Origin of the sequence: Magnetococcus sp. PR-3 (assembly GCF_036689865.1) — a bacterium.
In the GTDB taxonomy this organism is placed as follows: domain Bacteria; phylum Pseudomonadota; class Magnetococcia; order Magnetococcales; family Magnetococcaceae; genus Magnetococcus.
This window is the reverse complement of the sequence record NZ_JBAHUQ010000001.1, coordinates 536,482-554,109: the sequence shown is the minus strand read 5'-3', so window position 1 is coordinate 554,109 and position 17,628 is coordinate 536,482. Positions and strand designations below refer to the sequence as shown.

At 54.4% G+C, this 17,628-nt stretch carries 1 protein-coding gene; it reads left to right on the top strand.

Annotated features, from left to right (window positions below):
- The first annotated feature begins 9 nt into the window (after positions 1–9).
- Entirely contained in the window at positions 10–17,610 is a 17,601-nt protein-coding gene (locus V5T57_RS01570; protein WP_332889394.1) for an autotransporter-associated beta strand repeat-containing protein, read from the top strand.
- The last annotated feature ends 18 nt before the right edge of the window (positions 17,611–17,628 follow it).

Here is a 17,628-nt window from a genome sequence, read left to right as displayed (position 1 = left end):
GTGGATTGAATGAATAAGATCTATCGACTTGTCTGGAGTGATGCGCAGCAGCGTTTTGTGGTCTGCTCGGAGATTGCTCGTTCCCGTGTTAAGGGGGGCAGTGTCGATCGACGTTCCAAACAGCGTGGCCGCCACGCACTAGCCACGGGCCTGATGGGGGTGGCCTTATCACTTTCGGGTACCTTAGGGTTCTCGTCATTAGGTTGGGCAGAACCCCCAGTCCATGCTCTGCCTACCGGCGGACAAGTCTCCGCAGGGCAGGCGACCATCCAGAGCGAAGGCTCTGCCATGACGGTGAACCAGAGCAGTCACAAGGCGGCTCTGAATTGGGACCGTTTTAACATTGGCAGTCATGCCAGTGTCACCTTCAAACAGCCTTCCAGCCATGCCATTGCCCTCAACCGGGTACAGGGGTTGGATGCCTCCAAAATTTTTGGTCAGCTCAAAGCCAACGGGCAGGTGATCCTGATCAACCCCAATGGTGTACTGTTTGGTCGTGGCTCCCGGGTGGATGTCCAGGGCTTGGTGGCCACCACCATGAGTCTCTCCGATAAGGATTTTATGGATGGTAACTACCGCTTCTCCACGCCTGGTTCTGGGGCCGTGGTCAATGCCGGTACGCTCTCGGGTCGCTATGTCGCCCTTATGGGTAATGAAGTAACCAATGAGGGGCATATTCGTGCAGCGCTGGGCAAGGTGGCTTTAGCGAGTGGAGAGGCTATTGTTCTGACCTTGGCAGAAAATCAACTGGTCTCTCTAAAGGTTGAGAAGGAGGCGTTGCAGAGTCTGATTCGTAATGGTGGCCTGATCGAAGCCGAAGGTGGTGAGGTGTTGATCCAGGCTGGATCAGCTCAGGATCTGGTAGATCAGGTTGTAGCCAGCGATACCAAAGAGACCGAGTTGGTGATGGTGGATGGTGTGCCACAGTTGGTCGAGGTGGGGGGGGCTATTAAAGCCGATACCATCACTGTGGATGCGGGTGAGCAGGGGGCCGCAGTGGTTAGTGGCCAGCTGGATGCCTCCTCGACAACCGGTAAGGGTGGCCATGTTGAGGTGACTGGAGCGTCGGTTACCATCACATCTCAAGCCTTGCTTGATGCCCGTGGTAAAAGTGGCGGGGGTGAGATCCTGGTGGGGGGAGACTGGCAGGGGCAGGGGGATACCCTTCAGGCTACCCGGACCACCGTTGAATCTGGGGCTGTGCTGAACGCCTCGGCTACCGAGCAGGGGGATGGCGGTACGGTGGTGGTGTGGTCCGATGTTAAAAAACAGGACTCCATCACCCGTGTTGCGGGCAAGCTATTGGCCCGTGGTGGTGAAAAAGAGGGGGATGGCGGGCGTATTGAGACCTCTGGTCACACGCTGGAGACCGCTGGGGTAACCGGTGGTGCGGCCGCCCCACAAGGTAAGGCCGGTGAGTGGCTTTTTGATCCCTATAATCTCATCATCGCTTCGACCGCGAGTAGTGGGGGCTACTTTAGTGGCGGAACGTGGATTCCATCAGGCAGCTCCAATGTTCTCGATACGGATATTGAATCCCTCCTCAACAGCGGTACATCCGTCTCCCTAACAACCAGCTATGGGGCAGGTGCCGATAGTGGTGATATCACCGTCAATGCAGCCATCAACGCCACGGGCAGTGGCGGGTTACAACTGACCGCCGATCAAGATGTGATCATCAATGCAGAGATTGACATTGGTGGTGCGATTACCCTGCAAGCGGGGCGGGATGTCCAGGTCAATGCCGATCTAGGTACAAAAAACAGCAGTGCTGGCATCGCCCTACTGGCAGCCCGAAGCATTGTTAACAGCAACAGCTCTGCGGTCTCCCTGATTACCGGGGATTATAACCAGGATGGTGTTTCGGATCAGAGTGGCGGGGCAGTTTTGCTGGCCGCCAACAGTGATGGGGTCTCCGGAGGGCAGATCAGTTTTGGCCACGGGATCTCTATTCAAACCCATACGGCGGATATTACCCTGGCTGGTGGTAACAGCAGTGGAACCGGCTATGCGGAAGGGGTGGATGGTACTTCATCCCCAGAAGGTATTCGTCTGGATGGTGGGGCCAGTTTAAGCTCTAACGGTGGCAATATTACTCTGCGTGGTCGCTCCTACAGCGGAGCCATAACCGATGGTCTGGCGGCTTGGGGGGTGGGGTGGTCATCTGGGAGTGTCTCCATTAATAGTGGTGCTGGTAGTGTCTCCATTGAGGGCATCAGTTATGATAGCTCCACCGGTACCTATGACGCAGGTCTCTATTTTGGGGGTAGTGGCACCTCCATTCAATCCACCAGCCCTGGGTATACCATCACCTACGTGACCACGACAGACCCGGCATGGGATCCCACCTTGGATCCAGCATGGGATCCCGCTTGTGACCCGGTTATGGATCCCGTATGTGGTGTGGGCGGGGGGGGTGGTGGAACCATCACAACACCGGTCTATACCTATAATCCAGCCATTACCCTGACCGGTTCAGCTTCTGGCTATGATGGTCGTGGTATTGATGTGGACTCCTCTGGCAGTTTCCAACTGTTGGCCTCCACATCTGGTGGTAACATTATCATGACCGGCTCTTCAGTTCAGAGTGGTGGTGTGGGTGAGAGTATCCGTATTGATGATCCCTATGAAATTTTAGCCTACAGTGGTGCGATTACCCTTACAGGGGGAGGGGAGACGGATACCGAGCTGGAGATCAATCAAACCGGTTATATCGGTGGCAAAACCGGTAGCAGCGTTAACTCGAGCTATAGTTACATCACCATCCAGTCGGACAAATTTGACCTGACGGTAGCGCCCACCTTGCAAACCTATGGTGGTGTAAGCGTTACCCCATTCAGTGGGCGCTTTGGGCAGACGCTCTATACCTCCTGGTTTGATACCGCCAGCCAATCCCTGACCTCCTTTACGCTGGGCCATGGTAGTAACAGCTCTAATATTGTTGTGGATGAGGCCATCACCGCCAGCAGTTCTGTGGCCCTTTATGGTGGCTTGATCGATGTCAATCAGAGTATTACCGGTGGTAGCATTACCCTCTCAGGCCAAAACCTGACCATTGATGGTAATCTAACCACTCAATATGGGGCGTATAGCATCTCCCTGTTGGCGTCAGAGAGCATTAGTGGCAGCAGTTCGGTGACCATGGTCACCGGCGATTCCAATCTGGACGGTGTGCCGGATTATAGTGGCGGCAGTGTGTTGTTGGCCGCCAATACCGATGGTGTTGCTGGTGGTCAAATCCGCTTTACCAGTGGTTTAAACATTCAAACCCTTGGCGGTAGCATCACCCTGGCCGGTGGAAATAGTGTAGGTAGTGGTTATGCCGAGGGTACCTCAGATCTGACCGCCGAGGGGATTCGTATCGAAGGGGGCGTCACCCTGGCCTCCAAGGGCGGTAACATCATCATGCGTGGCCGCTCCTTGAACGGTGCCATTACCAATGGCCATGGAGCGTGGGGTGTTGGTTGGTTCTCTGGCAGCACCAGCATCGACAGCGGCAGTGGCACGGTAACGATTGTTGGGGAAACCTATGATAGCTCGATGGGTACCTATGATACGGGTATTTACTTTGGTGGAACCGGTACCTCCATCGCATCGGCCTATAACGGCGGGGCTTCACTGGCTGCCATTACCCTGACCGGTACCGCCCAAGGTAACGATACCTACGGCATACAGGCCAACTCCTCCGGTGCGTTTAAACTTCACGCCACCGGAACCAGCGGTATTACCCTGACCAGTACCAACACCCGTAGTGCGGGTGTGGGCGATAACCTGGTTTTTCAGGATCCTTATGAAATCCTTGCCAGTTCCGGGGATATTAACCTGAATTTGGCTGGTGAGACAGGATCCTGGCTCTACATTGCCGATAATGGTTATATCGGTGCCAAGGCTGGCACGGTGGTGACCAGCAGTAGCAGTAGCTTTACCTTGCGTGCCGATAACTACCAGTTTAACGGCTACACCCCCTATCTAAACAGTAGCGGTGCATGGAACTGGTTACCTTCCAGCAGCAGTACCAGTTTTAGCTCTGCGGTTCGAACCCAGTGGTTTAGCACCAGTGGCCAGAGCTTTGGCCCAGTTACCATCGGCACATCGGGTAATACCCAGGATGTCTACCTGGACAGCAACCTGACCAGCAGTGGCCATATTACGGTCTATGGGGGGGATGTGCATGTCAACGGCAATCTGAGCACCACCCTGTCTGGTGCCGGGATCGGATTGTATGCCGCCGGGGATATCAAAAACAGCAATAGCAGTGCCATTTCCTTGATTACTGGGGACTCTAACAGTGATGGGGCGCCGGATCAGTCTGGTGGTCAGGTTTTGATGGCTGCCAACACCGATGGGGCAAATGGTGGGCAAATTCGCTTTGCCAGCGGTCTAACCATCAAGACGTTGGGTGGTAATATTACGTTGGGTGGGGGGGATTTCTCCGCCAGTGGGTATGCCGAGGGGGTGGCCAATGCCACGGCGGAGGGTATTCGTATTGAAGGGGGGGTTACCATTGCCTCCAGTGGTGGCAACATTGTCATGCGGGGTAAATCCCTTAGCAGCGCTATCTCTAATGGGAATGGCGCCTGGGGCATTGGTTGGTACGCTGGTAGTACCAGCATCGACAGTGGCAGCGGTACCATTACGCTGGATGGCTACAGTTACGACAGCAGTACCAACAGTTACGATGCGGGGCTCTATTTTGGCGGCAGTGGTACCACCATCACTTCAGCTTACGGTGGTGTCTCAGGCAGCTGCGATATGCTTATCGATCCCGCCTGTATCCCCACGACCAGCTACGGCACCGCCATTAGCTTAAGTGGTACGGGACAGGGATATAATACCGTTGGAATTCATGCAAAATCGTCTGGATCGTTAAAGGTGCATGCCACCGGCACGGGCGGCATTACCATGAACGCCTTCAATACCCGTAGCAACAGCGTGGGGTATAACTTTGCCTTTCAGGATCCCTTTGAAATTCTGGCAGCTAGTGGGAATATCAGCTTAGTTGGAGGGGGAGAAACAGGCACCATCTTTTATGCCACAAGTGGTGGGGATGTTGGTGCCAAAGCGGGCACATCCCTAACCAGTAGCAGTAGCAACATCACCATTCAGTCAGATAACTACACCCTCTCCGGTGGTGCGCCAGCTGTGACCACATCCGGTGCCTGGAACTGGCTACCCGGCAGTGGCAGCACCTCCTTTGGTGAATCGGTCTCTACCTCTTGGTTTGATCTCAGTGGCGCCAGCCCCAGTTCTATAACCATCGGTCTCTCCACCAACAGCCAGGATGTCACCCTCAACAGCACGCTCTCTGTGGCGGGTTCTGTTACGGTTTATGGCCATGATATTGATGTCACGGGTAATCTGACCCGCAGCGGTGCCTACGAGAGCTATATGCGTTTTGAAGGGCAGGGCACGGTTGAAGTTACGGGGGATATCACCAGTACCACGGGCCGCACCCATTTGGTGTTTCTGTCCGATAGCAATGATGATGGTACTGGCCGGGTAAAGCTGGAGAACAATACTCTCACCACGTTAGGTGGCGGGGTCTGGATTGGGGGTAACCACAACAGTCATGGGCTGGGTACCAGTTGGACACCCTATAGTGGTGGGGTGGCGTTAACGGTTGGGGATGGCTACAGTGTCAACCCGTCGGGTTGGGGCGTGGCCGCCTATTTGACCGGAACGACCATTCTGACTGGTGGTGGTAACCTGTCGGTGTATGGATATGCCGATAGCACCAATGGTAACTGGAGTAATGGTGTTGATGTTCGTAAAACCACCATTACGACAGCTGGTGGGGCGGTGACCCTTAAGGGGATCCATAACGTTACCTCTGGCACGGCCAGTTATGCCAAGGGTATTAATATTGTTGATGATTCGACGATCTCTACGGGTGCAGGCCATCTAAGCATTGATGGGGAGTTGGCCAGTACCACACGTTATACCCGTGGTGTGGGTGTCTGGATTGGCACCTCCATGCCCTACAGTTCCTCAACCGGAAACGTTACGCTGAGCTCCACCACAGGGAATATCTCAATTACTGGGGTGCAGAGTTCAACCCATACCTCCACCTGGGGTAATGGTTTGGGTATCCGCACCTATGGTGGGGATGATGTCACCCTCAGCTCCACCACCGGCAACATTGTGTTGACCGGTGATGCCGTGGATGGCGGTGCCACCCATGTGGGTATGCATATCCGCAACTACTCCAACAGCAGCATCATCTCAACGACCACCGATGGGGGGGACATTACTCTCTCCAGCAGTGGCCCCTATACCGATGCCAGTGGTTATGGATTACGTTTAAATGCGCGTGATGTCTCCAACGCCAATATCATTGTGGGAGATGCCAACAGTGGCAATATCACCTTCCTCTCGGATGATCTGACCACAGGTATTACGAATTCAGGTTCCGCCAGTAATACGGGGTTGATTTCGGTAGCCGGTACGGGGGCGTTGAGTATTCGTTCCCGCAGCGGTACAACCTTTGGTGAGGCGCTTACCTTACCTGATGAGTACATTTTTGGCAGTACATTTAGCAGCATCAGCATTGGTGACAGCACCAACAACCATGATGTCATTTTTTATACCGACCTGACCGCCTATGGGCCCATCACCATCTATGGCCGGACCATTGACCAGAATAATGCCAACCTGACCACACGTAACAGTGGTGCGGGTATCTCCCTAATGGCAACCGCGAGTATCTTCAGCACCGCTTCGGGTTCTGTTTCCATCATTACTGGGGATTCCAACCTGGACGGTACGCCGGATCAGTCGGGTGGTGATGTGCTGTTGACATCCAATACCGATGGCATCGGTTTAGGCTTGATCTACTTCTCCAACGGTTTAAATCTACAAACCCTGGGGGGCGACATCACTTTGGCTGGGGGGGATGCCAGTGGCAGCGGTTATGCGACAGGAGCCACGACCTCTTTCGGTGCGGGTATCACCTTAATGGGGAACACCACCATCGCCTCCAATGGTGGTAACATCCTTATGCGGGGACAATCGTTGAGTGGTGCTGTGCTCACTTCTAATCCAGCCTGGGGGGTTGGTTGGGATAGCGGTAGCATGGATATTAGCGCCGGTAGCGGGACGATTACCCTGGATGGCTACAGCTATGCTACCGCGAGCAACCATTATGATTCCGGCCTCTACTTTGGGGGGGCGGGTACCACCATGACCTCCTCTTATACGCCGGGTAGCTGTGACTCTGTGGCCAATCCGGCCTGCACACCACCATCGGCTACCGCCATTAGCTTAAGTGGTATCAGTCAAGGGTATGATCCACACGGGATTATTGCCCTCTCCAGCGGCTCTTTTAAAGTGCATGCCACAGGGGTTGGTGGTGGTATTGATATAACCGCCAACAGCACCCGAAGCAATGGTGTGGGTGAAAACCTCAATATCCATGACAGCTATGAAATCCTGGCTGTCAGTGGGGCCATCAATATCTTTGGTGGGGGGGAAGCCAATACCTGGATGAACCTTGCCGCAGCGGGTTACATTGGCTCCAAAGCGGGATCATCAATAACTGCCAGCAGCAGTGATATCACCATTCGGTCCGATCAATATGAGGTTGCTGCCAATGCGACCCTACAGACCAGTGGTCATTTTAACTGGCAGCCCTCTACCACCAGTACAGCCTTTGGTGAGGAGATCTACAGCAGTTGGTTTGATGCTTCTGGTTCAACACTGAGTTCTGTCACCATTGGGTCTGCCAGTAATACGGTACACGATGTTAATATTAATTCAGCTTACACTTTCTCTGGTGCTTTAACCGCTTATGGTGAAGATGTGATCATCTCCGCCAACATGACCCAAAGCGGAACTGGGGATATTCTTATCACCGCCTCCGGTTCGTCCAACCCAGGTATTCAACTCAATAGTGGTGTGACCATCAGTAAAACCGCAGGTATCGGTACCCTGACCCTGAAATCCAACAGTCGTTTGAATCTCTATGGAGATATAACAGTCAGCGGTACCGCTTCCTTGCATACCATTTTGTGGTCTGACCATGCTAATAACCAGCATGGTGGCATGGGTATCAATGGAAATATCACCACCAATGGTGGTCATGTTTGGATTGGGGGCAGCAACAGTACCAATGGAACCACAACCTGGAACGGTTTAACGGTAGGTGATGGGCCCAGCGTGGGGCATGCTTCCTACAATCATAATGCCTTGGATCTGAACAGCTCTACCATCACCACCTCGGGTGGGGATGTCATGATCTGGGCTGGATCTGGTGCTGATGTCAACACCCATATTAACGGTATCGCTCTTGATGGGGCCTCGACCATCACCACAGGCACGGGTGATGTGGTTTTGATTGCAGATGCCATTAAAAACTATGCCAACAGCGGCACCTTGACCCTGAATAGTGCAGGGCATCTCTACCTGGCGTCGGACAATAACAGCTTTGGCGCTCAGGATTTTGATCTGCGCGGTACCGTAAGCTCGGATAACCTCTCCACCACGTTGGGAGATGGTATCTCCGATAACCGTTACCTTATCCTCAACACCCTCTCTGGTTTGAGTGGCTTGACCATTGGTAACTACAGCGGTACTGGTTTGGCCGGTGATACGGTCTACAGCAGCTTTCTTAATACCGCCAATACCGTCAATTTAGCAACAGATCTAACCCTTGCTGGACCGTTATCTGTTTACGGTAATATCATCTCTGTCCATAACGCCATTAACACCACCGCCGGGGGGGCGGCGGGCGATGTGTTACTGAAGACGGATGATCAGGTTATTATAATCAATGCAGACATCACCACCGGTGGTGGGGATGTCATTCTCTGGTCCAACAGCAACAACAACCGCAGCAACAGCGGTTTGACCACCACGGATGCTCAGATTGAACTGGCCAGTGGGGTAGATATCGCCAGCTCTGGCGGTAAGATCGTCATGGCAGGTGGCTTGGATACAGATGGTGATGGTGTACCTGACGGCTATACCTACCGAGGGTCCAGTGGTACAGAATATCGGGCTGGGGTACGTCTGGGTTATATGGATGCCGCTTCAGGCACCTCACTGGTCAGTTTAAACTCTGGGGGTGGGGATATCATTCTGCGGGGTGAAACCGCCAACCAAGGGGATAACCCGGGCCTCTCATCTGGACCGAACCTGTTGATTGACAGTGGTACCGGCACCATCGTTATGGAGGGTAAAAGTTCCCATGGCCACGGTATTGAACTCAGTTATGGTCAGGTTCCCAACTATGCCATCACTTCTGCTAGTACCAGTCCCAATGCCATTTCCATCACAGGTCTAACCTCCGCGAGCTCCTCTGGCTATATGGGACTTTGGTTGGCCAATGCCACCAGTGGAAATATCCTGATCCAATCCACAGCAGCAACGGGTGGAGGGGTTAGCCTCACCGGTCAAGCGACCGTATCCACAGAGGGGCTTGGTCTCGTCACAGCGGGTAGTGTCTCCAGTGATATGACCCTACAGGTTCTCTCCAACCATGGTGATATTACCCTCAATGGTACCAGTACAAATAATGATGACGATATCATTTTGCTGGGTGAGGTTTATCTGGGGAGCCGGGCCAGCAGTACGGCGGTTCAGGGGGTAACGCCCAGTGTCACCACTTCCAGTGCCAACGTCATTGTAAACAGTGATGATATCACCACCACTGCGGGGGATACGACGCACTTCAATACCACCGGTTCGGTGACCATTCAGCCGGTGGCGGGTAGTTTTGAAACCCAGCTTGACACCACTCAAATGAGCTTTGGTTCTGGTCTTACCGGGCTAACCCTCGGCTCGGCGACCAATTTAGCGGATATCTTGCTGGGCTCTGCGACAACCATTGCTGGCCCCCTGAACGTATTGGGCAATACCCTCACAGTAACCAATACCATTGATACCTCTGCCGGTGGTGCCAGTGGAGATGTCTTACTCAAGACATTAAATGGTGCCATTAACCAGCAGGGTGACATTACCACCAGTGGGGGTGATGTCATTCTTTGGGCCAATAGCAACACTCATACTTCGGGTACAGCTCAGGCCCATATTCTGCTTTCAGCGGGTGTGGATATCGCCACAGGTGGTGGCAAAATAGTTTTGGCAGGTGGTAGTGATGCCAATACGGATGGTATTCCAGATGGTTATGCCTACTATGGTGGTAGTAGCAGTTACAATGCTGGGGTACGTTTGGGGCCGACGGATGGATCCAGTACCACCCCGGTGACGCTGGTATCGGGCGGCGGAGATATTCTTGTCCGGGGTGAGAGCCGCAACTCTGTCTATGCCCCGGGTGTGGATACTATGGGGTATCTAAAGATTGATAGTGGCAGTGGTACCCTTACCATCGATGGTAAGAGTGATAGCAGTGATGGGGTGCTCTTTGCCCACCAGCAGCAGCCTAACTATGTGTTAAGCAGTTCCAGCAGCAGTGCTTCAGCCATCTCCATTACCGGTCTAACAACGGCGTCGGGACTTAGAGGGGTCTGGTTTGGTGATGGCGGGCAGTATCTGATTCAATCCACGGCCAGCAGTGGTGGAGGGATCGATATTACCGGCACCAGTGTCAATATGACTGCGGTCGACTTTTTCCTGGGAACGACTGCAGCAACGGGTGTTGGGCAGATTCTCTCCAACAGCGGTACGATTTCTGTGACGGGGAGCAATAGCTCTGGCCATGATGATGTGACCTTGTCAGCGGCACTCTATCTGGGAAATCGGGCCAACAGCACAGCCATTCAGGGGGTGACCCCACTGGTGACCGCCTCCACGGCCAACGTTGTGTTTAACACCGATGACATCACCTCCGTTGTTGGTGCTTCCACCACGATCTCAACAACCGGTACGCTGACGCTGCAGCCCCTTACCAGCAATTTTGAAACGGCGGTGGATCTGGCAGCCTTCAACTATGGGACCAGCATCACCGGGTTAACCCTGGGTAAATCGACCACCACCAGCGCTGATATTACGTTGGGTGCGGTAGATATCGATGGTGCTTTGACCCTGTATGGGGGCAATCTCACCCTCTCAGGTATGGTGGATACCTCTGGCGGTGGTCAAGCTGGGGATGTACGTCTCTATGCCGCGGGCAGTATTAACCAGAATGCTACGATCAGTACCGCAGGTGGCAATGTCGTGTTGTGGGCCAACCGTGATGGCCTTAATGGTGGTGGCATTACCCAGAGTTCTGGTGCCATCGCTACCGGTGGGGGTGGCGTTTGGATGGGGGGTGGCTCCGGCTCCACCAGTTGGACGCCCTATACAGGCTTCAGTGGTCCGGGTGGCATAACCACCATTCAGGTGGGCAACGGTTTTGCCGAGTCTCCCACCGTGGGGGCCGATCCTAATTGGAGTACAGGGATCTACCTCTATGGGGATGGGGTCAATACGGGTGGTGGTAACTTCTGGGGGGCTGGGCGCAGCACCCGAAGTGTCGCCAACTCTTATGGTTTCTATCAGCGGGGAACCAGCCTGGGGGGTAATGCTGAGATCAACACCGGTGGTGGTCACACAACGATGAAGGGGGATATCACCGCAGCCTCCAACACCGCCACCGCAGCAGGCTTATGGATGCACGATGCCCAATTGCTGACCAGTGGTGGCAATGTTGAGCTGGAGGGTACCACCAGTGTGGCTAATGTGTTTGGCCTGAAGCTCTCTACCGACATTACGACCAGTGGTATGTTAACCCTGCGCGGTGGGCCTGTGAAAGTGGCTAATGGGGTGAGTATTTTTACCTCCAACACCACCCAGGGGTCTCTGGTTCTGGAGTTGGTGGAGGGGTCTGATCTCTCTGGCACGCTGAGAACCGCAGGCTCTGTCAACTTTGAGGTAGATGGTAGTCTCTCCATTGGTGGCAGCGGCGCGGACCAGAATATCGACTCCTCTGTGTTCACGGGGATGACATCTGATCAGGGGTTCTATTTTGGTGGTGCTACCACTGATTCCATTCAGGTCGACACGGCTCTGGATCTAAGCGGCCAGTCGGTGGTGTTCCAGACCACCGGAACCTTTACCCAGAATGCTGCCATCAAAGCTGGTACGGTGACCCTTGATGGTGGGGCGATCAATCTGAATAACAGCGGCAACGATTTTGATACGCTGGTGGTTAGTAATATCTCCTCTCTGACGGTTGTGGATAGCGATGGTTTTACCTTGGGGGATGGCACCACTGCTACCTCCATGAGTGGGGCTGTTGATCTAACCTCCAGCAGTGGTGATATCACTGTGGCCTCGGATGTGAGCGGTAGCTCTATCAACATCAATACCAGCGGCGGTACGGTGAATGTGAACAAGGCACTCACCAGTTCTGGTGGGGCGATCTCCTTAACCGGCTCAACGGTTAACCTTAGTGCAGGGGTGGATACCAGTTCCAGTACAACATCTGGGGATATCACCATCACAGCTACCGATCTAACCGGCAGTGGTGGGGTGACGCTGGACAATGCTGATCTGGTATTGGATATCTCCAACAGTGGTACGGTGGATGGTGTGATCGCCGGTGCCTCGACAGTTACGGTGCAGGGAGGGGGCGTGGTGAAGTGGACTGCTGCCAATACCTTTACCGGCAGTACGACCATTAGCAGTGGCACACTACAGGTAGGGGATGGTGGTACCACGGGAACCTTGGGTAGTGGGGCCGTCACCAATAATGGCACCCTGACCACCAACCGCAGCGATAGTTTAACCCTAGATAATGTCATCTCCGGTACCGGTAGTTTTGAACAGAGTGGTAGTGGCACCACCACCCTTAGTGGTAGTAACAGCTACAGCGGTACCACCACCATTACCAGTGGTACTTTGCAGGTGGGAACTGGGGGCACTTCAGGAAGCTTAGGCAGTGGGGCGGTCGTTAACAGTAGCGCCTTGATCACCAACCGCAGCGATAGCCTGACCCTGGATAATGCCATCTCCGGTACGGGAACGTTGGAACAGAAGGGCAGTGGCACCACAGTATTAAGTGGGGCGAATAGCTACTCGGGTACCACCACCATCAACAGCGGGATTCTGCAAGTGGGTAGTGGCGGAACCTCTGGTACCCTGGGCAGTGGCTCTGTGGTCAACAGTGGCGGCTTGATTACCAACCGCAGTGACAGTCTGACCCTTGATAACGCCATCTCCGGCACGGGTACGTTGGAACAGGCAGGTAGTGGTACCACGGTATTGAGTGGTAGTAATAGCTATTCGGGCAGTACCACCATTACCAGCGGGACGCTACAAGTAGGCAGTGGTGGAACCAGCGGTACCCTGGGTAGTGGTGCCGTGGTCAACAGCAGCGCCTTGATTACCAACCGCAGTGATAGCTTGACCCTGGATAATGCCATCTCCGGTACGGGAACGTTGGAACAGAAGGGCAGTGGCACCACAGTATTAAGTGGGGCGAATAGCTACTCGGGTACCACCACCATCACCAGCGGTACGCTACAGGTAGGCAGTGGCGGAACCTCTGGCACCCTGGGCAGTGGTGCCGTGGCTAATAACAGCACCCTCTCCCTCAACCGTAGTGACTCCTTAAGTTTGGGGAACACCATCTCCGGTAGTGGTGGTTTAGATATGGAGGGTAGTGGTACCACTACTCTCAGTGGCGATAACAGTTTCAGCGGAACCACGACCGTACAGTCCGGTACCTTGGCCATTAGTCATGACAATGCTCTGGGTACGACCACCGGTTCAACGCAGGTGAGTTCAGGGGCAACCCTGGCTATTTCCGGTGGTCTGAGTGTTGGTGAATCGATGCAGATTGCCGGCAGCGGGGTCTCATCTAGCGGCGCGTTAAGCTTTGGTTCGGATAATAATACAGTAAGCGGCACTCTTACCCTCTCTGGTAGTGCCACGGTCGTAGGTGGTTCTGGGAGTCAGACACTCTCTGGAGCCATTGATGGGGCCTATGATCTGGAGGTTCAATCCACAGGTAGTTGGACCCAAAGTGGGGATGTAGGGGCCACCACACCGCTAACAGGATTTAAGGTAGCGGCGGCAGGGGGCTCCACCGCCATCGATTTGGGTGGAACTCTCAATGTCAGTGGCAAGGTTGATATGGCGGCGGGCTCAGTGAGCATGAGCACCTCTCAGAACAGCTTTGGTTCTCTGGCTATGGATACGCAAAGTTTGACCTTGGCAGCTGGGGTCTCCATTGCTTCAACATCCACAACCTCAGGGGCGCTTTCTCTATATGTAGACAATTTAACCCTGGGGGGTAACAACACCATCTCCAGTGCCAGCAATATGGTCTACACGCCGGATAACAGCACTGACTCTTTGGTGGTTGGGGGGAGTTCCAGTATTGTAACCACCGATCTGTTGGAAATCCTGGATGTACCAGCCCTCTATTTTGGGGATTCCAGTCACTCCGGTGGTGTTGCCATGGATGGTGCTTTGGATCTCTCTGGACAAAACCTGGTATTTGAAACAACCGGTTCAGTTTCGCAAACAGGATCGTTGATCGCTGATAAAGTGGGCTTTAAAGGTGGCTCGGTGAATTTGAGCTCCAGCTCTAACCAGGTTGGCACCATTGCAGCAGAAGACGTGACCACACTCAATGTTATCAGTTCTAGCGGCTTCACCGTTGGGTCCGTCAATCCCACGGGGGTTGATGCCTCCGGTGCGGTCTCTCTGGTAGCCAGTAGTGGGGATATCACCTTAAGTGAGAATATCTCGGCAACTTCCGTGGTTGTTGATGCTCAGGCTGGTGAGGTGTTGACCAGTGGGTCTCCGACAGTGACAGCAACATCTGGTAATGTGGTGTTTTATGCCGGTACCGTTGCGGGAAGTTCTGGGGTGACTGCCATGGCCAGCCAGGGGAATTATCGATACAACTCCAGCAGCTCTGCGAGTAACTATACGACAGCTCTGAACAGTACTGGTACCTATGTGGTCTATCGGGAACAGCCTTCCTTGACGATTACAGCCGATAGCCAGACCATCTATTTTAGTGAGACCCCTGAAACTTATACCTACACGGTGGCTAATCTACAGAACAGCGATGCTGAATCGAGTGTCATTACAACATCGGCGACCATAGCTGGAGGTGGTACCACGGTGGGTGTATTTGATCTGACCCCATCGGGTGCGGTTGATGCTCTGGGATATGCCATCACTTATGCAACGGGAACGCTAACCGTCCAGGCGTTGCCCAGCTCACCCACCAGCAGTGATATTCCCACCATCAGTTCAGCATCGGAGAGCAGCACGGATGCGAGCAACGCATCAAGCACCGATTCCGGTTCAACCTCTACTGCGTTGGCTGGGCAAGAGCCAGGTACCATGAGCGTCTCCACCGATGCCGATGGTGGACTGCCCATTGGGGGAGGGGGTAGCAGTCTCGCGACGCTCGATACCAACACGACATCCACCAGCACAGCCTCGGCAACAACGACGGATAGTGCAACAACGGCTACGGCTCAGAGTAGCGCCTCAACGGTGGAGAGTACGAGCACAGCGGCCAGTACGAGCACGTCGGTAGCGGAGAGTACGAGTACAGCTGAGAGTACGAGCACGTCGGTAGCGGACAGCAGCGCCTCAACGGTGGAGAGTACGAGCACGTCGGTAGCGGATAGCAGCGCCTCAACGGCGGAGAGTACGAGCACGTCGGTAGCGGACAGCAGCGCCTCAACGGCGGAGAGCACGAGCACAGCCGAGAGTACGAGCACATCGGTGGCGGATAGCAGCGCCTCAACGGCGGAGAGTACGAGCGCAGCCGAGAGTACGAGCACATCGGTGGCGGATAGCAGCGCCTCAACGGCGGAGAGTACGAGCGCAGCCGAGAGTACGAGCACATCGGTGGCGGATAGCAGCGCCTCAACGGCGGAGAGCACGAGCACGGCAGAGAGTACGAGCACGGCAGAGAGTACGAGCACGGCAGAGAGTACGAGCACGGCAGAGAGTACGAGCACGGCAGAGAGTACGAGCACGGCCGATAGCAATACGTCGACGGCGGATAGTAGCAGTGCTGCCGCTGATGGCTCAGCAACAGAGGCTGCCAGCTCTAGTGCTTCTACCCCTTCAGAGAGCTTAACCGTGGCGAGCCTCTCTCCAGATATGGTTGGGGCGGGGGATGCTGATACCTTGGCTGGTGCAGAAGGCAGTTCCGGCTCTACAGATGGCATGGCAGAGCAAAATGCCAGCCCGGTAGATTCTTCATCCACAGGTGAGGCTGTGGCGTCGGATGCCAGTGGCGCGGATTCAACCGCTTCTGCCTCGGCAGCTACGGCTGAAGCGGCTGTGCAGAGTGCCTCTTCATCCCTGGCAGGAGGGGGAGATGTAGCGGCCTCCCTGGCATCTCTTGCCAGCAGTCAAGTAGAAGCGGCCATGGCCGCTGGTATGGACAGTCAGGAGGCTGCACAGGCACAAGAGGCCCACAGTACGGTTGTGGCTGCACTGCTGGCCTCGGGTGTTTCTATGAATGAAGCCATCGCCCGTGCAAATAGCGTTTTGCAAGATCAAATTGCAAGCCAGACCCCACAGACCCAGTCTGCTTCGGTAGCGGCCGCAGCTGCGGGTGGTGATCTGGGTAGTAGTCTGCAATCCCTCTCCAGTGCTGAGACCGATGCTGGTGCTGAAGCTTTTGAACAGGTTTTAGCAGCTGCACTGGCTAGAGGGCAGAGCTTCACCCAAGCATTGGCCACCGCTAACCAAGCGGCCAGTCAAAGTGATGCTATGGGGCAGCAACCCACCTCTACCTCCTCACAACTGGCCTCGGACGCCTCCTCATTGCTAGAGGGGCGTTCGGAGGCGTTCAGTAAGTCATTGACAGCGCTGTTGGCCAGGGGGGTTGATGCCAAAGAGGCATTGGTGCGTGCTGAAGCGATGGCGGCCCAGGAAAAAGCGCTAGCAGCCCAAAGCAGTTGCAGGGGTGGGCAAGGGTGTAACATGTCCGATCAATTGGCATCTGGTGACCTCTCCTGGTTACCCAAGGGTGGCCGTGGTTCAACCATGGATAAAGCCATTATGGCAGGTCTTGCCCGTGGTCTTTCGGTTTCAGAGTCTGTAACTCAAGCGTTGGAAATCGAAAAACAGGAGAAAGCAGCCATAGAGATGGACCGTAAGAGTCCCTCCGCCTCTTTTGCCAGTGGTGAGATCAACCTGAAAGAGAACCGCTCCTTGGCATTTGATCGTACAGTTGCCAAAGCGTTGCAAAAAGGTTTGACCCCTAAACAGGCCATGGAACTGGCTGAAGAAGTTGAAGCTCAATCCAAAACAGAATCAACACCTGAACAGACGTTGGCTTCCGCACTGGCTTCAGGTGAAGGGGTGCAGAAGGTGCTGGAAACACAAGGCCGTGGCCCCACATTTGATAAAGCTTTAAGCCATGCTTTAACACGGGGAAAATCTTTAACCGATGCCCTGGCCTATGCGCATAAGGTTCAGGAAGCCAGTAGTATGCGTATGTCTGTGTTTAAACAAACACCACAATACCAAAGTGCTGCCCCTCCTTTGTCGGTGACAATGGTGGATGGAAAAGCACTCCCCAGATGGGTGCGGTTTGATGCCGCAACGGGTGATGTCGTGATCTATGATGTGCCCGAAGGCGGATTGCCTCTATTGGTTAGCGTTGAGCTGGCGGATGGCAACAAGGTCAATGTTGAGATTCATGAAGGTCAGCAGGTTGTGACCCAAAATACCGGAAATCAATGAGCGGCTTGGATTTTTGAG